At 71.1% G+C, this 17,126-nt stretch carries 17 protein-coding genes; 10 read left to right on the top strand and 7 right to left on the bottom strand.

Annotation, left to right across the window (positions count from 1 at the left end; all coding sequences use genetic code 11):
• Nucleotides 1-2: 2 nt before the first annotated feature.
• Both OHS17_RS30310 and OHS17_RS30305 read right to left on the bottom strand, forming a co-directional pair.
• Nucleotides 3-308, bottom strand: a complete 306-nt coding sequence (locus OHS17_RS30310; RefSeq protein WP_018523064.1) for an urease subunit gamma — start codon at nt 306-308, stop codon at nt 3-5.
• Nucleotides 309-362: 54 nt separating this feature from the next.
• Nucleotides 363-1,322, bottom strand: a complete 960-nt coding sequence (locus OHS17_RS30305; RefSeq protein ID WP_330314737.1) for an urea transporter — start codon at nt 1,320-1,322, stop codon at nt 363-365.
• Between the two features lie 198 nt (nt 1,323-1,520).
• Here OHS17_RS30305 and OHS17_RS30300 point away from each other — a divergent pair, with 198 nt between their 5' ends.
• Together OHS17_RS30300 and OHS17_RS30295 are read left to right on the top strand one after the other, a co-directional pair.
• A complete protein-coding gene (locus tag OHS17_RS30300) occupies nt 1,521-1,991 on the top strand; it encodes a fluoride efflux transporter FluC (protein WP_330314736.1) in 471 nt (156 codons plus the stop codon).
• The gene (locus OHS17_RS30295) at nt 1,988-2,362 is read left to right on the top strand and encodes a fluoride efflux transporter FluC (protein ID WP_330314735.1); all 375 of its coding nucleotides are present in this window, start codon (nt 1,988-1,990) and stop codon (nt 2,360-2,362) included. The genes OHS17_RS30300 and OHS17_RS30295 overlap by 4 nt, the downstream gene beginning before the upstream one ends.
• Nucleotides 2,363-2,426: 64 nt before the next feature.
• Here OHS17_RS30295 and OHS17_RS30290 read toward each other — a convergent pair whose 3' ends face one another.
• Nucleotides 2,427-2,603 (bottom strand): hypothetical protein, encoded by a 177-nt coding sequence (locus OHS17_RS30290; protein WP_330314734.1) that lies wholly within the window; start codon nt 2,601-2,603, stop codon nt 2,427-2,429.
• A gap of 345 nt (nt 2,604-2,948) precedes the next feature.
• Complete coding sequence (locus OHS17_RS30285; RefSeq protein WP_330314733.1) at nt 2,949-4,433, bottom strand: SDR family NAD(P)-dependent oxidoreductase; 1,485 nt, start codon at nt 4,431-4,433, stop codon at nt 2,949-2,951.
• A 206-nt stretch (nt 4,434-4,639) separates the two neighbouring features.
• On the opposite strand from OHS17_RS30285, the gene OHS17_RS30280 reads away from it, so the two are divergent.
• The 5 genes from OHS17_RS30280 to OHS17_RS30260 all read left to right on the top strand — a co-directional run bounded on the left by OHS17_RS30280 (nt 4,640) and on the right by OHS17_RS30260 (nt 9,560).
• Nucleotides 4,640-5,542, top strand: coding sequence for an RNA polymerase sigma factor SigF (locus OHS17_RS30280; RefSeq protein ID WP_330314732.1), 903 nt, complete (start codon nt 4,640-4,642; stop codon nt 5,540-5,542).
• A gap of 148 nt (nt 5,543-5,690) precedes the next feature.
• Nucleotides 5,691-6,950 carry a PP2C family protein-serine/threonine phosphatase gene (locus OHS17_RS30275; RefSeq protein WP_330315398.1) on the top strand — a complete coding sequence of 420 codons (1,260 nt, stop codon included), beginning with the start codon at nt 5,691-5,693 and terminating at the stop codon, nt 6,948-6,950.
• Complete coding sequence (locus tag OHS17_RS30270) at nt 6,940-8,565, top strand: sensor histidine kinase (RefSeq protein WP_330314731.1); 1,626 nt, start codon at nt 6,940-6,942, stop codon at nt 8,563-8,565. The genes OHS17_RS30275 and OHS17_RS30270 overlap by 11 nt, the downstream gene beginning before the upstream one ends.
• Nucleotides 8,562-9,005, top strand: a complete 444-nt coding sequence (locus OHS17_RS30265) for a response regulator (RefSeq protein WP_328903796.1) — start codon at nt 8,562-8,564, stop codon at nt 9,003-9,005. Before OHS17_RS30270 ends, OHS17_RS30265 begins: the two co-directional genes overlap by 4 nt.
• Before the next feature lie 99 nt (nt 9,006-9,104).
• Nucleotides 9,105-9,560 (top strand): ATP-binding protein, encoded by a 456-nt coding sequence (locus OHS17_RS30260; RefSeq protein WP_330314730.1) that lies wholly within the window; start codon nt 9,105-9,107, stop codon nt 9,558-9,560.
• Nucleotides 9,561-9,599: 39 nt separating this feature from the next.
• Here the strand turns inward: OHS17_RS30260 and OHS17_RS30255 are convergent, their stop codons facing one another.
• Nucleotides 9,600-10,775, bottom strand: coding sequence for a PP2C family protein-serine/threonine phosphatase (locus tag OHS17_RS30255; protein WP_330314729.1), 1,176 nt, complete (start codon nt 10,773-10,775; stop codon nt 9,600-9,602).
• Nucleotides 10,776-10,855: 80 nt separating this feature from the next.
• On the opposite strand from OHS17_RS30255, the gene OHS17_RS30250 reads away from it, so the two are divergent.
• Both OHS17_RS30250 and OHS17_RS30245 read left to right on the top strand, forming a co-directional pair.
• Nucleotides 10,856-11,368, top strand: coding sequence for a MarR family transcriptional regulator (locus OHS17_RS30250; RefSeq protein ID WP_330314728.1), 513 nt, complete (start codon nt 10,856-10,858; stop codon nt 11,366-11,368).
• A gap of 250 nt (nt 11,369-11,618) precedes the next feature.
• The gene (locus OHS17_RS30245; protein ID WP_330314727.1) at nt 11,619-11,951 is read left to right on the top strand and encodes an STAS domain-containing protein; all 333 of its coding nucleotides are present in this window, start codon (nt 11,619-11,621) and stop codon (nt 11,949-11,951) included.
• A 72-nt stretch (nt 11,952-12,023) separates the two neighbouring features.
• Here OHS17_RS30245 and OHS17_RS30240 read toward each other — a convergent pair whose 3' ends face one another.
• The gene (locus tag OHS17_RS30240; RefSeq protein WP_330314726.1) at nt 12,024-14,384 is read right to left on the bottom strand and encodes a GH92 family glycosyl hydrolase; all 2,361 of its coding nucleotides are present in this window, start codon (nt 14,382-14,384) and stop codon (nt 12,024-12,026) included.
• 250 nt (nt 14,385-14,634) lie between these two features.
• On the opposite strand from OHS17_RS30240, the gene OHS17_RS30235 reads away from it, so the two are divergent.
• Nucleotides 14,635-15,798 (top strand): DMT family transporter, encoded by a 1,164-nt coding sequence (locus OHS17_RS30235; protein ID WP_330314725.1) that lies wholly within the window; start codon nt 14,635-14,637, stop codon nt 15,796-15,798.
• Here the strand turns inward: OHS17_RS30235 and OHS17_RS30230 are convergent.
• Nucleotides 15,768-17,057: a transglycosylase family protein gene (locus OHS17_RS30230; protein ID WP_330314724.1), complete on the bottom strand. Its 1,290-nt coding sequence runs from the start codon at nt 17,055-17,057 to the stop codon at nt 15,768-15,770. The two genes, OHS17_RS30235 and OHS17_RS30230, sit on opposite strands and share 31 nt — an antisense overlap.
• Nucleotides 17,058-17,126: the final 69 nt, after the last annotated feature.

Genomic DNA, 17,126 nt, shown 5'->3' with positions numbered 1-17,126 from the left:
GGTCAGCCGCCGATGGGGTCGTGGACGGAGACCAGCTTGGTGCCGTCCACGAAGGACGCCTCGACCTGGAGGAGGCCGAGCATCTCCCGTACGCCGGGCATGGTGGCGTCCTCGCCCACGATGTGGCGGCCCAGCTCCATGCAGTCCGCGACGCTCTTTCCGTCGCGGGCCGCTTCGAGGATCGCCTCGGTGATCAGCGCGACCGACTCGCTGTAGTTGAGCTTGAGGCCGCGGTCCTGGCGCTTGCGGGCCAGGTCGGCCACGACGTACACGAGCAGTTTGTCGATCTCGCGGGGGGCGAGGTTCATCGTGGGTGCCTTCCTCGGGATGTGCGGTGGCGGGGCTGCTGGGCTCGGGTCCGGTCAGCTGCGGCGCAGGCGCGGCAGCAGCGGGACGGCCGCCAGCAGCGTCCAGGTGGTGAGGATGAACGGCCAGGTGAAGGTGTGGCCGCCGAACGGTTTGAAGAAGGAGGTCAGGGTGGCGGTGAGGCCGGTGCTGACCATCGCGCCGAAGACCGCGTAGGCCGCGGTCCAGGTGGTGTTGGCCATGAAGACGGCGCCGAGGCCGATGGCGACGAGCACCGCGTTGTAGCCGTAGATGCCGTTGGCGATCAGGTCGGTGGGCGCGCCGAGCAGCCAGGCGGCAACGATTCCGGCGATGCTGCCGACGGCCGCGTAGAGCACGACGCGCAGGCCGGCGAAGGCCAGTCCGACGAGCATGATCAGTCCGACGTACCAGCTCTCGACCAGGAAGATCTGCGAGACGTTGTTGAAGAAGGCGTGCCAGAGGTCGTTCCAGGTGATCCCGGTGTCCCCGCTCGTCGTGCTGGAGACGGCCGCCGGGGCGCCGTGCCAGACCCGGTCGAAGGACGGGGCGCCGACCACCATCACGCCGGAGACCAGGCAGAAGGGCGCGGTCATGGGCGTGAGGTTGTACGGCGTGAGGAACGTGGCCAGGGTCGCCATGAGGATGACGCAGAGGACGGCGCCCACGACGGTCAGCACATAGGTGGCCGGGTGGTGGCCCAATGAGGAGACGAGCGCGATGCCGGTCAGGCAGCCCGCGAACCCCTGCATGCCGAGCGCGATGCTCCCCCGGTCGACGGCCAGCGCGTAGGCGGTGGCCGTGGCGACCAGCGTCCCGATCGTCGCGAACAGGCCCGTCCGCCAGCCCGCCACCCAGAGGCCGGCGAGGATCGCGGCGCCGGTGTACAGGCTGGCCTGGAAGTCGACCTGCCCGACGCCTCGCAGTGACGCCAGGAGGTACGCGGACGGCTGGCGGCTCTCCAGTCTCCGGACGAGATGCGGCTCGGCGAGGGACAAGGCAGGCTCCAGCGGCTCGTCGTCACATGGGGTCGGGGCGCGACGGATGCACGAGGACGTCCGTCATATGCCATGAAGTCATACAAAGTTGGCTTCTTCGCGCCGGGAGCGATCCGGGTAGTCCACTCGGGTACACCGCGGGAGGCGCGCGGCCGTCCCGGCCCCCAGGGCCCGGCCGTCATCCGTAGCATCCGCGGGATGGCCCGTAAGATGCGGTTGCACCAGCACAGCCACCCCGACCACCATCCCGGCGTGCAGTTCCCGGTCGTGGTGGCCGTCGCGGTCGGCGGGGCCGCGGGGGCCTGCGCCCGGTACGCGGCCGAACGCCTGTGGCCGACCGGGACCTTCGCCTTCCCTTGGACGGTCCTGCTGATCAACACGGTGGGCTGCCTCCTGATGGGGGCCCTGATGGTCACCCTGAAGCTGCGCTTCCCCGGGGCTCCCCGGCTGATCAGTCCGCTGCTGGGCACCGGGGTGCTCGGCGGCTTCACCTCGTTCTCGCACTACACGGACAATGTGCGGCAGCTCTTCGAGAACCATCAGCCCGGTTACGCGACCGGCTGCCTGGTGCTGACCGTGGTGGCGGCGCTGGCCGCAGTGACGGCCGGGGCGTTCACGGCGCACTTCGCCTTCGGCCGGTCCTACGATGAGCGGGGCGAGGCGTCATGACCGACTGGCTGCTCGTGCTGGCCGGCGGCCTGGTGGGCGCGCCGGTGCGCTATCTGCTCGGCGTGGACGCGAAGTTCCGCCTGCACAGCGCCTTCCCCTGGGGCACCTTCGCGGCCAACACGGGTGCGGCGATGTTCCTCGGCTTCGTCGCGGAGGCGGCCACCGACGGTGATCTGGGCACCCGGCTGAATCTGCTGCTGGCCACCGGCTTCTGCGGGGCCCTGTCGACCTGGTCGACGTTCTCGTACGAACTGCTCACCCTCAACTCGGCCCGCCGGCTGGGCCTGGCGGCGGCCTATCTGCTGCTCACCGTCGGCACCGGGCTGGGCCTCTCCTTCGCCGGGGCCGCCGTGGCGCGCGCGGTGTTCTGAGGGGCGGCGGAACGCACTGTGGCCCGCCCCGGTGGGGGACGGGCCACAGCGTGTGTCCGAGGGGTCAGTCGATGCCGGGCAGGATGTGCGGCTCGGCGAGGTCCTCCTCGTAACCGGCCAGGCGGATCGGCGCGGATCTGGCCCAGACCTCGATGTTCTGGAGCTTGTCGCTGCCGCGCCCCGGCTTTGCGTGCCGTTCGGCCGGACGCTTCTCTTGCTTCGCCAATTCCGGTGTCGTCACCGCGCACTCCTTCGTGTCGCGTGGCCCCGGGCGTCGCCGACGCTCCGGTTCTCATTGCCGGGAATCAGCCGCCCATGCGGGGCAGGGGCAGGAACAGTTCGGTCGCGGTGGCGCCGGGTACGGGGCGGGACGGCGACTTGGTTGACAAGCCTGTCCCAGGACGGTCGAGGAAGGTTCGTGGACTCCTCGATGACGTCCGTTCACATCAGAGTAACCAAATGAGCGCGTCCGCGCTCGATGGAACGTGTGCCATGGGTCACTTTCAGCCACCGCGTACGGAAAAGACCCGGCCAGGAAATCATCCCTGCCGGGTCTCCGCATTCCGGGGCGACCGCCCTCGCTCCCCTACCAGTTGGCGGGGGCGTAGTCCTTCAGGAAGCAGCCGTACAGCGCCTCGCCGGCCTCGCCGCGCACGATGGGGTCGTAGACCCGGGCGGCGCCGTCGACCAGGTCGAGCGGGGCGTGGAAGCCCTCCTCGGCCAGCCGCATCTTGTCCGGGTGCGGGCGCTCGTCGGTGATCCAGCCGGTGTCGACGGCGGTCATCAGGATGCCGTCCTTCTCGAACATCTCCTGGGCGCTGGTGCGGGTCAGCATGTTCAGCGCGGCCTTGGCCATGTTGGTGTGCGGGTGGCCCGCGCCCTTGTAGCCCCGGCCGAACACGCCCTCCATCGCGGAGACGTTGACCACGTACGCGTGCTGGGCGGCGGTGGCCGCCATGGCCGGGCGGAGCCGGCTGATCAGGATGAACGGCGCGGTGGAGTTGCAGAGCTGGACTTCCAGCAGCTCGATCGGCTCGACCTCGTCGACTGTCTGGATCCAGCTGTTGGTGTCGTGCAGGTCCGGGACGAGACCGCCCGCGTCGATCGCGGTGCCGGCGGCGATCCGGGCCGGCGTCGCCGAACCGCTGACCAGGGCCAGGTCCGTGACCTCCTGGGCGCTCAGCGTCTCCTTGCGCGCGGCGGGCAGCGCGGCGACCCGGTCGACGCTGCCGCTGCCGAAGGTGCCGATGACCTCGGCGGCGGGCAGCTCACCGGCGGGCAGCGGGGCCGACTCGGCGGACAGCAGCTCGCTGTACGCCTGCGGGGAGCGGCGGACCGTCTGCGCCGCGTTGTTGATCAGGATGTCGAGCGGGCCCTCGGCCGCCACGGAGTCGGCGAGCGCGACGACCTGGGCCGGGTCTCGCAGGTCGATGCCGACGATCTTCAGGCGGTGGATCCACTCGTCGCTGTCCTCCATCGCCTTGAAGCGGCGGATCGCGTCGTTGGGGAAGCGCGTGGTGATCGTGGTGTGCGCCCCGTCACGGAGCAGCCGCAGCGCGATGTACATGCCGATCTTGGCGCGGCCGCCGGTGAGCAGCGCCCGGCGGCCCGTCAGGTCGGTGCGCGCGTCGCGGCGGGCGCGGTTCTCCCGGGCGCAGTCCTGGCAGAGCTGGTGGTAGAACGCGTCGACCTCGACGTACCGCTTCTTGCACACGTAGCAGGACCGGGGCCGCTGGAGGATGCCGGCGATCTCGCTCCGGGCGGACGAGGACGGCAGGACCCCCTGGGTCTCGTCGTCGATGCGCTCGGCCGAGCCGGTGGCGGTGGCCTCGGTCACCGCCTTGTCGTGCGCGGTCTTGGCGGCCCGGCGCTCCTGGCGCCGGCGCTGCTTCACGGTCCGGTAGATCCCGGCGGTGGCCCGGCGCACCGCGATGGCGTCCGGGTGGTCGACCTCGATGGTGTCGAGCTCGTCCAGCACGCTCAGGCAGACGGCCAGCCGCTCGGGGTCGATACCCGGGCCGAAGGTCTCGGTCCCGGCCACGATCTCGGGGCCGTCCTCTGTCACCGTCATCGCCGTTCCTCTGTGCTCGTGCCGCCGGCCTCACCGGGGGCGTGGGGCTCGGTCAAGTTTGCCATGATCCACGCGCTGCTCCGATCGGGTGAGTACGGGGCCGGGCGGAAGGAGCGCAAAAAAGTTTCGCATCAGTTGTGCATGGCCTCGCGGATCCGGGGCAGGCGGTGTGCGAAGCACTTGGCGAGCAGGAGGGGCCACACATCATGGCGACCACGACGGAGCAGACCCACGGAGTCCTCGGCGACGCGCGCACGCTCTCCGGACAGGACGGCGCACCCCTCGGTGCGGGGACTGCGGAGCTGCCGTGGATCGAGGACACCGGGAAGGTCGCCCCCAAGGACGCCCGGGCCCTCTCGAAGATGTTCCTGGACCAGCTGCAGACGCTGGAGGAGGGCACGCGCGAGTACCAGTACGCGCGCAACACCCTCATCGAGATGAATCTCTCGCTGGTGCGGTACGCCGCCTCGCGGTTCCGCAACCGCGGCGGTGACGACACCGAGGACATCATCCAGGTCGGCACCATCGGCCTGATCAAGGCCATCGACCGCTTCGACCTCTCGCGCGAGGTGGAGTTCGCCACATTCGCCGTCCCCTACATCGTCGGCGAGATCAAGCGCTTCTTCCGCGACACCACCTGGGCGGTGCACGTGCCGCGCCGGCTCCAGGAGCTGCGGGTCGATCTCGCGAAGGCGAAGGAGGCGCTGTCTGCGCGGCTGGACCGCGATCCGACGGTCGCCGAGCTGGCCGCCCACCTCGATCTCTCCGAGGAGGAGATCATCGAGGGCCTGGTCGCGGCCAACGGGTACTCGGCGGGTTCGATCGACACCCCCACCGCCGACACGGACTCCGGCAACGAGCAGCGGTCGCTGGCCGATGTGATCGGTGAGGCCGACCCCGGCATGGAGACCGTCGAGAACCTGCACACGCTGGCGCCCCTGCTGGAGCAGCTGGACGAGCGCGAGCGCCGGATCGTCCAGATGCGGTTCGGCGAGGAGATGACGCAGGCCCAGATCGGCGCCGAGCTCGGGGTCTCGCAGATGCACGTGTCCCGGCTGCTCGCCCGCATCGTCAAGCGGCTGCGGGCGGGAATGTCCGTGGAGGCCTGACCCTCTCGAATCGGTCGCACACCGACGTAGTGTGGCCGAAGACGATGCGAACGACGCCCGGCGGCAGATCGCCGGGCGTCGTTCACATATGCTGCGCAACACCGGCGGGCGGCCCGCTCGGTACAAGGAGAGAGTGAAAGTGGCTGAGATGCGCCTGGGCGCCCCGGCCCGACCTCCCGTCCCAGTGGCCTTCCCGGTCCAGGCGGCATCCGAGGCGGACGACCGCGACTCCGTGTGGGACGTCGGCGGCACCATTCTGCTGGTCGAGGACGACGCGGGTGACGCCCTCCTCGTCGAGGAGATGCTCGCCGACGGCGAGCTGGACCCGACGCTGACCTGGTGCAAGACCCTGTCCGAGGCGCTGGCCTTCCTGCGGTCGCACCACGCTCCCGTCTGCGTACTGCTCGACCTGCACCTGCCCGACGTGCACGGTCTGAGTGCCGTCACCCAGATCGTGGAGACGTCCCCCGACGCCGCGATCGTGGTGCTCACCGGCCTGGCCGAGTCCGACGCGGGGCTCGCCGCCGTGGCGACCGGCGCACAGGACTACCTGATGAAGGGGCTGCTCGATCCGCAGGCCCTCGCGCGCGCCATCCGGTACGCCCTCCAGCGCAAGCAGGTTGAGCGGGCCGCCTCGGCGCTGCGCGCCAACCAGCTGATGGCGCAGGAGAACGCGCGCCTGGAACGCGGGCTGCTGCCCGTCCCCCTGCTGAACGACGACACCTTCCAGGCCGTCGCCCGCTACGAGCCCGGCCGGGCCCACGGGCTGCTCAGCGGTGACTTCTACGACGTGGTGCAGACGCCGGACGGCACGGTGTGGGCGGTCATCGGCGATGTGTCGGGGCACGGCGCGGCGGAGGCCGCGCTCGGGGTGTGCCTGCGGGTCGCCTGGCGCACCGCCGTCCTGTGCGGCACCGACCCGTTGGAACAGCTCGGGCTCCTGGAGTCGATCCTCGTCGCCGAGCGCTCCGACCCCCATCTCTTCGCGACCGTCACCTCGCTGGCCTTTCCGCCCAGCCGCGACCGGGTCCGCGTCATGCGGGCCGGCCACCCCGGGCTGCTGCTCCGGCACGGCGCGGAGGTCGACTGGGTGGAGCCCGAGGGCGGGATGGCGCTCGGGCTGCTGCCCGGGCACGGCCAGTGGTCGGTCACCGATGTGGAACTCGCCCCCGGCGCCGCCCTCGTCCTGTTCACCGACGGCCTCTTCGAAGGGCGCACCGGACCGCACAGCCGGCTGGGCGAGGAGGGGCTGCTCGACATGGCCCGGGAGCTGGCGCCACTCGGCGCCCGCCCGTTCATCGACGCACTGGTCGCCGGCGCCACGGAGGCCGCGGCCCCCCACGGGGGTCTCGCCGACGACGTCGCCGTCCTGCACCTCGGCTGGAGAAGCACCCCGCATGAGCAATGAGATACCGGACCCCGTCGTCCAGCCGGCCGGCCGGTGGGCGCGGCTGTCCGTACAGAACTGGGTCCACCTGATCCTGGGCGCCTTCGTCCTCGTCGTCTGCGCCTGCGTGGTCGCGGGCGGCCTGGTCCTGGCCGGGATCTCGGACCGGACCACCGAGCTGGTGGACCGCATCCAGCCCGCCCGCTCCGCCTCCTTCCAGCTCCAGAACGCGCTGCTGAACCAGGAGACGGGGGTACGGGGCTACGCGCTGACCGGTGACGACTCGTTCCTGGAGCCGTTCGCCGCCGGCAAGAAGGAGGAGGCGGACCGGCTGGCCCGGGTGCGCTCCGCGATGGGCGACCAGCAGCCGTACAGCCGCGACCTGGACCGGATCGCCGCCGCCGCCGCGGAGTGGCGCCGGGTGCACGCCGACCCGCTGATCGCCGGTGTCCGGCGCGACGGCCCCGGGGCGCGCTCGTCCGCCAGGACGGCCGAGAGCAAGGCCGCGTTCGACAAGCTGCGGCAGCTGTACGGCGCCCAGCAGGCGCATCTCGACGACGCCCGGGACCGGGTGCGCGGGGAGCTGGACGACGCCCGCCACACCCGCGACCGGGTACTCACCGCCCTGCTGATCGTGTTCGCGCTCTGCGTGATCGCCCTCAGCATGCTGCTCCAACGCACCGTGGGGCGGCCGCTGAACGCGCTCGCCGAGGCGTCCCGGCGGGTCCGCTCCAGCAGCTTCCGCCGGCAGCGGATCGAGGTGCGCGGGCCCGCCGACGTACGGGCCGTGGCCGCCGCGGTCGAGGACATGCGGGGCAGGCTGGTGGCCGAGCTGGACGCCGTGCAGGAGCGGGAGGACGTGCTGGCGCAGCAGACCGTGGAGCTGCGCAGGTCCAACTCGGAGCTGGAGCAGTTCGCGTACGTCGCCTCGCACGACCTCCAGGAGCCGCTGCGGAAGGTCGCCTCGTTCTGCCAGCTGCTGGACAAGCGGTACGGGAACGAGCTCGACGGCCGCGGCAAGCAGTACATCGACTTCGCGGTCGACGGCGCCAAGCGCATGCAGGTGCTCATCAACGACCTGCTGACGTTCTCCCGGGTCGGCCGGGTCCACGACAGCTGGACGCCCGTGGAGCTGGACCGGTCCCTGGACCGGGCGCTGGCCAACCTGGGGATGGTGATCGAGGAATCGGGGACCACGGTGGTCCGCGAGGACCCGCTCCCCTCGGTCACCGGCGACCCCACGACGCTCGCGATGATCTGGCAGAACCTGATCGGGAACGCCGTGAAGTTCCGCCGCGCCGACGAGCCGTGCGTGATCACGGTCGGCTGCGAGCGGGAGGGCGACGACTGGCACTTCACGGTGGCCGACAACGGGATCGGCATCGCGCCGGAGTTCGCGGAGAAGGTCTTCGTCATCTTCCAGCGCCTGCACGCCCGTGACGAGTACGACGGCACGGGGATCGGCCTCGCCCTGTGCCGCAAGATCATCGAGTTCCACGGGGGCAGGATCTGGCTCGATCCCGATTCCCGTCAGGGGGCGCGGGTCCACTTCTCGCTCCCCGCCGACCCCGAGCCCGAACCCGCGGAAACCAACGACGCCGCAGCCCCTGCGGAGATCACCGGAGCGACCACGTGAACACCCCTGTAGAGCCCATCGAGGTCCTCCTGGTCGAGGACGACCCGGGCGACGAGCTGATGACCCGTGAAGCGTTCGAGGACAACAAGATCCGCAACACGCTCCATGTGGTCCGCGACGGCGAGGAGGCGCTCGACTTCCTGTACCGCCGGGGTGCCCACGCCGACGCGCCCCGGCCCGATCTGATCCTGCTCGACCTGAATCTGCCGAAGTACGACGGCCGCCAGGTGCTGGAGCAGATCAAGCAGGACCCGGAGCTCGCGCTGATCCCGGTCGTCGTGCTCACCACCTCCTCCGCCGAGGAGGACATCCTGCGCAGCTACAAGCTGCACGCCAACGCCTACGTGACCAAGCCGGTCGACCTGGACCAGTTCATCGCGGCCGTCCGGCAGATCGACGACTTCTTCGTCACCGTGGTGCGGCTTCCCGGCCGCGCGTAATATTCGCTGACGACGCAGGGGAGTGGGATCTCCCGACGCGGGTACACGATCACACGAAAGAGGTCTGCGACCTCCCCCGCTGCGCCCTGGCTGGAGCACATGAACGAACAGGCGATCTCCCGGCCGGACGACTCCCCCCGGAGCTGTCCGCCCACGGAGGCATTGCACAGCGCCGAAGTGTTCGACGGCGAGCCGGGCTGCATTTCCCAGGCGCGGGCACTGGCGGACCGCTTTCTCGGCAGGCTGGTGTCCGAGTGGATGGCCGTGCTCGGCACGCACACCCGTAACGACCTCATGCTGGCCGTGAGCGAGCTCGTCACCAACGCGGAGCGCTACAGCCACGGCCCGTATCTGCTGGAGCTGGAGGGCACGGCGGAGCGGATCAGCATCACGGTGTACGACAGCAGCAGCGCGCTGCCCGTGTTCTACGCCCCCGACCCGAGCCGCCTGGGCGGCCACGGCATGGAGATCGTGGTGGCCCTCTGCGACCGCGTCACGGCCGAGCGGGTGCCGGTCGGCAAGCGCATCCGGGCGGAGTTCACGCTCAGCAGCTGAGCCGGGGAGTACCGGACCGGGCCGCACCCCGGCCCGGGTTCAGCCCCTGGCGTCCGGCCTGCCGAACCAGTCGATGCACATGACCAGGGCGTCGTCCAGGGTGTCGGACGCCCGGTGTTCCGCGAGTTCACGCAGGACCGCGCCGGGCACGGCGGCCGCCGGCAGCAACCGGGTGGCGAGGACGGCCCTGGACAGGCCGCGTTCCGCGAACGTCTCACCGGCCGGCGAGATCGCGTCGTAGACCCCGTCGCTGACGAGCAGCAGCCGGTCACCGGGGCGGGCCTGGAGGTGCTGGACGGCGTACTGCGACTCCTCGAACATCCCCAGCGGGAGCTGGGCGTCCAGCGCGACCCGGGTGACCGTGCGGCCGCGCAGCCGCCACAGCTGCGGGGAGCCCGCGTCCACCGCCTCGACCGATCCCGTGGGCAGGTCGAAGCGGAGCAGCAGCGTCGAGACGTGGGCGGCGCCGCGGTGCTGTTCGTAGATGGCCTGGTCGGCCAGGGCCGCCTGGTCCGCGATGCCGATCCCGGCCCTTCTGGCGTTGCGCAGCGCGTTGACGGCCAGGTTGGTGAGGAGGGAGGCGCGGATGCCCTCCCCCAGGCCGTTGGTCACGGCGACGCTCAGCTGGTCGCCCTCGGCCGCCCAGTCGAAGTTGTCGCCGTGGATGGCGTAGGCGGGTTCGAGCTGGGCTCCTATGGCGTACTCGGCGGCGACGAAGGACCTGGCCGGGAGCAGCTGCCACTGCATCTCCGCGGCGAGGGTGAGGCGCGTGGTGCGGCGGGCCCGCTGGTAGTGGTCGGTGTCCCGCTCGGCGACGACGATCTCGTGGGCGAGGAGGTCCGCGACATGGGTGAGGTCGTCCGTGATCTGCGGGGTGGCCCGCGCGGAGGGCAGCCGGACGGTGAGAATGCCGAGGCGTTCGCCCCGGACGGTGACCGGGAAGTGGTGGTCGGCCGCGTCGTCCGGGCCGGTGCGGCCCTGGTGCGGGCGCTGGCTGCCGAAGGCGCGGCCCTGCGGGCTGTTGTTCAGGGAGAGCGGCTGCCCGGGTCCGTCGCCGGCGTCGACCGGGTTGAGCACGGTCATTCCGTAATCCGCCAGCAGAAGCTGCACCGAGAGGGCCCCGTACGATTTCGCGAGGATCTCGCGCACCGTCTTCACCAGGGCATACGGCGGCGCCGCGCGGAGCGCTCGTTCGATATCCGTGGGGGCATTCACGCTGTTTCGCCCATTCTTCGGTGGCCGACGGGAGCGGAGCCAGGCTGACAGGAGCACGCTACGGGTGACAGAGTGGAAGAATGCCCCACCGCACCGGACTCCCTCACCGCCCTGAACAGGTGTCCGAGGACGTCTGTGCCGCGTCCGAGCTTCTGGAGGTGTTGTGGGGGCGTGGCCAGGAGGCCGCCGCCCGGGGAGTTGTCTCCCCCTCCCAGCTTCGCGCGCTCCTCGTCATCGAGCAGCACGAGGGGAGCAATCTGCGCTCGCTCGGGAAGGCGCTCGGCTCGCGGGCCCCGTCCGTGAGCCGGCTGTGCGACCGGATGGAGGCCATGGGCCTGGTCCAGCGGGACCCGAGCCCGACGAGCCGCCGGGAGGTCGAGCTCCGGCTGACCCTCCAGGGCCGGGAGCTGCTGGAGGAGTACCGGGCGATCCGCACGCGGGAGCTGACCGCCGTGCTGGAGCGGATGCAGCCCTCCGAGGTGGCCGCTCTCGCCGTGGGGCTGACCGCCTTCCGCTCGGCGGCATCGCAGCGGCTCACCGGTGAGCGGAGTACCGCCGCCCGGCTTCGCGACGATGTCGCGGACAGCGCCTAGCTTCATGCACGCCCCTGCTTCCGCGTTCCGAAGGCGCCGCTCGGACGGGCGCTCACGTTGATCGTTCGGTACAGATTGTTGCCCCACGAAGAATGTTGTCAAATGGCAACTGTTACTTTTATCGTTGAGCATTCCCGCCGCGAGCAGGGACGGAGCAGAATCGGACTGCCCGTCCGATCGCGGCGTTACCCCCCCCCGCCCAGTGCAACACGAGGTGAACGTGCTTCCACCGCCCAGCGCCGGCAGAGCCATGCAGATCGTCCCACGGCAGGAACGTGGGGCGTTGGTGCTCGCTGTAACCGGTGACCTCGACATCGACAACGTGGCGCCCCTCGGCACCGCGCTGGAGAACGCGTCGCTTGAGGGTGCCGGGCCGGTCGTCGTGGACCTCTCGGACGTGAGTTTCGCCGACTCCACGACGGTGAATGTGCTGCTCCAGGGACAGGCGGCCCTCGGTCCCCGGCTGCGGCTCGCCGCACCCTCGGTCTTCATGGAACGGCTGATCTCCGTTCTCGGCCTGGACAGCGCCGTCCCGGTCTTCCCGAGCGTCGCCGAGGCGATCGACCCGCCGCTTCCCGTGTAGCGAAGAGGCAAACACCGAGCGCCCTTCTCCCCGCCGACGGGGAGAAGGGCGCTCGGCCGTGCGGCCGCCCGGTCAGTCCAGGGCGGGCGGAGCGTCCTCGGGCGAGGTGCCCCACGCCGACGGCTCGCCGCCCACCGTGAAGGAGAGCGAGCGGGCCGAGCGGATGTCGTCCGTCGTCAGGTAGGTACGCGACTGCGTCGCGCCGTCGAGCCGGGCGGACTGGATGTAGCGGTCGGCGTCCGAGGTGCCGGGGGCCCTGACGGTCAGCGCGCCGCGCGGGTAGTAGCGGCGGTCGAGTTTGATGTCGACGCGTTCGAACGCGGGCGTGGACAGGCCCCAGGTGTCGGTGCCCGGCTGGACCGGGAAGACGCCGATGGACGAGAGCACCATCCAGGCGGACATCGTGCCGAGGTCGTCGTTGCCGGTCATGCCGGTCGGGCCGTTGGTGAAGAGCGTCAGGGCCGCGTGGACCACGTCGGTCGTCTTCCACGGCTGGCCGGTGGAGAGGTAGGTGTACGGGGCGATGAGGTCGGGCTCGTTCTGCGGGTTGTACTTGTCGGCGTTGTAGTACGCGTACGGGCCGTTCACCCACACCTCGCGAGCGGTCTTCGCCGGGTCGGCGAGGAGCTTGTCGTACGCGAAGAACGAGTCGAGCCGCTGGTTGGCGGCGTCCTTCCCGCCGATGAGGTCGACCATGCCGGGGATGTCCTGCGGGACCAGCCACTGGTACTGCCAGGACGTGCCCTCGTGGAAGCCCTCGCTCTCGGCCGGGTCGGCGGGACCGGTGAAGGCGCCGGCGGCGTCGCGGGCGCGGAAGAAGCCGGTCGAGGGGTCGAAGATCTTCCGGTAGTTCTGCGCGCGGGCCCCGTAGCGCGCCGCATCGGCCTTGTGGCCGAGGTCGCGGGCCATCTCGGCGAGCATGCCGTCCGAGAGGGCGTACTCCAGGGTCGCGGAGGCGCCGTGGTCGAAGTCGGAGTCACCGGGCTTCGCGTGCGGCCGGTCCTTGATGTACGGGGCGAAGCCGTCCTTCAGGTACTGGACGTTGGCCTCGCGGCCGACGGGCGCGGAGTCGGTGGGCGGGACCCCGTCCGCGTTCTTCTTCAGCGCGCGGTACGCCTCCTCCTCGTACCCCTTCAGCAGGCCCTGCTGGTAGGCGTTGGTGAGGAAGGGCGTGACCGGGTCGCCGGTCATGATGTTGGTCTCGACCGTGCCGTAGCCCCACTTGGGCAGCCAGCCGCTCTCCGCGTCGATACGCAGGACGGATATCGCCATGTCGCGGGATTCGCGCGGGGCGAGCAGGGAAAGCAGCTGGGCCTGGCTGCGGTAGGTGTCCCAGAGCGACCAGTTCTGGTAGTAGGTGAAAGTCCCATGCGAGTCGACAGCGCGGTGCTTCTTCTGGTCCCAGCCCGTGTAGCGGCCGTCCACGTCGCTGCCCACGTTGGGCGCGAGGAAGGACCGGTAGAGGGAGGAGTAGAAGGTCCGGCGCAGTTCGTCGCTGCCGCCCTGGGCCTTCACCCCTTCGAGGCGGTCCTCCCAGGTGCGTTCGGCGGAGCGCAGGACGTGGTCGAAGCTGTGGCCGCCCTCGGCACGGAGGTTGAGCGCGGCGCCCTTGGCGTCGACGTAGCTGAGCGCCGTGGTGGCCTCGACGGTGCGGTCCTTGGTGGTGTCGAACCGCAGCCAGGCACCGTTGCGGGCGTCGGTGGCCGTGGACTGCTTCGCACCGGTGACGGTGTCGCCGTTCCAGGTGCCGGAGGTGGTGAAGGGGCGGTCGAAGCGGGTGATCGTGTAGACCGTGTACGGCTTGGTGTCCTGGCAGAAGCCGCTGCCGGTGATGGCGGTGCGCACGGTGCGGTTGTCCAGGATCTCCACGTCGGACGAGAGCGTCCGGTGCAGCGACTGGCCCGCGTTGAGCAGGACGTTGGCCTTGTCGGTGGCCGGGAAGGTGTAGCGCTGCACGCCGGTGCGCTGCGTGGCGGTCAGCTCGGCCTCGATGCCGGTCTTGAGCCCGACCCGGTAGTAGCCGGGGCTCGCCTTCTCGTCGTCGTGGCTGAACTCCGCCGCGTACTTCGCGTAGTCGGTCTCGGTGACGTCGCCGGTGGTGGGCAGCGTCGGCAGGTCGCCGCCGAGGCCGCAGCCGACGCCGGAGAGGTGGACGGAGGAGAAGCCGCGGATGTGGTTCTCGCCGTAGTCGTAACCGGTGTTGTGCCCGGTGTCCGGCGAGAGCTGCACCATGCCGAAGGGCACGGAGGCGCCGGGGTAGGTGTTGCCCTCGTTCTGGGTGCCGATGAACGGGTTGACCAGATCGGTCAGCCGGCCGTCGCTCCGCGGGGCGGCCTCGGCCGTGGCCCCGGGGAGGAGGACACCGCCCAGGAGCGCGGCGGCAGCGAGTACGGCCGCCGGGCCGCGCAGCCCCGGCCGTGGGGTCCGATGCATGGTGAGACTCCTTAGGACAACGTTGTCAGAGCGCGATCATTCTTGGATTCCGCCGTGACCGCGTCAAGGGGTCGGACGGACACCATCCGTGTCGGTCCCGTGAAGGCCGCCCTCACCAAGATCCTTCTGACGTCCGGCGCGCGGAGGACTACCGTCAAGAGGAGGACACCCGGACCACTGCCGTACTACCAAAGCAGTACGCCGGATCGCCGCCTCAGGGACGACGACGCGGCGGCTGGAAAAGGGGATCGTGGTGTACATGAGTTCCCTTGCGCTGTCCGTGCTCCTGTCACTGGTCTCCGCGGTCGCCTACGCGGCCGGGGCGATCGTCCAGGAGCGCGTGGCCACGGCCTCCGACGGCCGCTCGCTCGCACCGCTGCGCAACCGGGTCTGGTGGGCGGCCGTGACGCTCAACGGGCTGGGCGCCGTCCTGCACGTCGTGGCGCTGGCGTACGGCCCGCTGAGCCTCGTCCAGCCGCTGGGGGCGCTCACGATCGTCTTCGCGCTGCCGATGGCCGCGCTGTTCGTACGCCGCAGGGCCGGGGCCACGGCCTGGCGCGGCGCGGTCATGGCGACGGTGGGTCTGGCCGGGCTGCTCGCGCTGACCGGCAGCTCCGACGCGCACAGCCTGGGGGCGCCGCAGCAGCTGATGCTGGCGATGGTGACCTTCGGCGCGGTGGCCGCGCTGATCCTGCTCTCGCGGGCGATGCGCCGCCCGGTGATGCGGAGTGTGGTGCTGGCCGGGGCGGCGGGTGTCGCGTTCGGCATCGCGTCGGTGTACACGAAGACCGTGGCCATGGAGTGGACGGCCGGTGCCGTGAAGTCCGGGCTGCTGCCGCTGCTGGTCATCGCGGCGCTGGCGGGCGCCGGTCTGCTGCTGTCCCAGGCGGCCTACCGGGGCGCGGGTCTGACGGCCCCGCTGGCGACGGTGACCGTGGTGAATCCGGTGGTGGCCGCGGCGGTGGGGATCACGCTGTTCGGCGAGCAGTTCCGGCACGGGGTCACGGGCACGGTGCTGGCCCTGGTGTGCGGGGCGGTCGCGGCCGGCGGGCTGATCATGCTGACCACGGAACGGATGACCGCGGAACGGCTGACCGCCGAGCGCCCGGCGCCGGTGGAGCCGGAGACCGCGGACGCGGAGGACGCGGAGGAACCCGCGGATTTCGCCGCGCCCGCCGGGCCGCCGGCCTCGACGGGCACCCTGTCTCGCACGGTGGAGCCGGTTCCGGCCGCCGCGGCCGGTCCCGGGGCGGGTCCTCGGACGCCGCGCCCGGCGCTGCCCGGGCGGATGCCGCTGGACGGCCTGGCCGGGCGCGTGGAGTTCGGCCATCGCCCGGGCGCCGCGCGCCGGGCCGCCGCCAGGGAGGCCGGTGACCGGGGCGTTCAGACCTTGACGCCGCCCGCCCGGAGGTAGGCCAGCGGGTCGATGTCGGAGCCGTACTCGGGGCCGGTACGGACCTCGAAGTGCAGGTGCGGCCCCGTGACGTTGCCGGTGGCGCCGGAGCGGGCGATCCGCTGGCCGCCGCCGACGTGCTGCCCGCCGCGCACGAGCAGCGAGGACAGGTGCGCGTACTGGCTGTACTTGCCGTCCCCGTGCCGGATGACGACCTGGTAGCCGTACGGCCCCGCCCAGCCCGCCGATACGACGGTGCCCGCCGCCATCGCCTTGACGGAGGTGCCGGTGGGGACGGGGAAGTCGACACCCGTGTGGTAGCCGCTGGACCAGGAACCGGCCTGGTGGTACGGGGTGCCGGTGCGGGCGACGACGGGGGCGGTGAGTCCGCTGTGCTTCTGCGCGTGCTCGGTCTTGTGCGTCTGGGTCTTGCGGGTCTCGGTCCGCTGCGGCTGGGTCTTCTTCGGCTGCGGCTTCGTCTGCTGCTTCTGCTGCGGCTTGGGCGTCTGGACGGGCTTCGGCGCCGTCTTCGGCGTTGCCTTCGGGACCGCCTTGGAGGCCGTCTTCGGTTCGGCCTTCGTGGCCGTCCTGGGCGTTCCGGTCAGGGTCAGGCGCTGGCCGGGGAAGATGAGGTCCGGGTCGTCGCCGACGACCGCGCGGTTCGCCGCGTAGAGCCGCTGCCAGCCGCCCTGGAGGTGCTGATCGTCCGCGATTCCGGAGAGCGAGTCGCCCGGCGTCACGGTGTACGACTCGCGCTTGCCCGGGACCGTGGTCGGCGTGGCCGGGGGTGTGGACTGCTTGGTCCGCACGGGGCGGGACGACAACGACGCGTTGTCCTGCTTCTTGGGCGTCGGGACGCTCGCCCTGCGCTCACTCTGCGGGCTGACGTCGGGCGTGGCACCGCCCCGGGTCAGGCCCGCCTTTCCGGAGCAGACCGGCCAGGCGCCGGGGCCCTGGCCCTCCAGGACCTTCTCCGCGATGGCGATCTGCTGGTCCCTGGTGGCGAGGTCGGCGCGCGCCGCGTAGACCGTGCCGCCGTACGCCGCCCAGGTCGAGCGGGTGAACTGGAGGCCGCCGAAGTAGCCGTTGCCGCTGTTGATGTGCCAGTTGCCGGTGGACTCGCAGGCGGCGACCTTCTCCCAGACGTCCGCCGAAGCGGCGCCCGCCGAGGCGGCGGTGAGGAGCGGGAGGGCGAGGCCTGCGCCTCCTGCCGTGACGGTGAGCGAAGCCCGGTTGATGCGGCTCGGCTGGTATCTGCGGTGCCGTCCGTTCGCGGCCATGACTTGGCTCCCCCACTGGCTGTAGGACATGTCGCAAGCGGTCAACTTATGGGCAGACAGCGGGTGATG

The organism is Streptomyces sp. NBC_00523 (genome assembly GCF_036346615.1).
Classification (GTDB): domain Bacteria; phylum Actinomycetota; class Actinomycetes; order Streptomycetales; family Streptomycetaceae; genus Streptomyces.
Note: the sequence above shows the minus strand (reverse complement) of the source record. Positions and strands in the feature narration are given on the sequence as shown.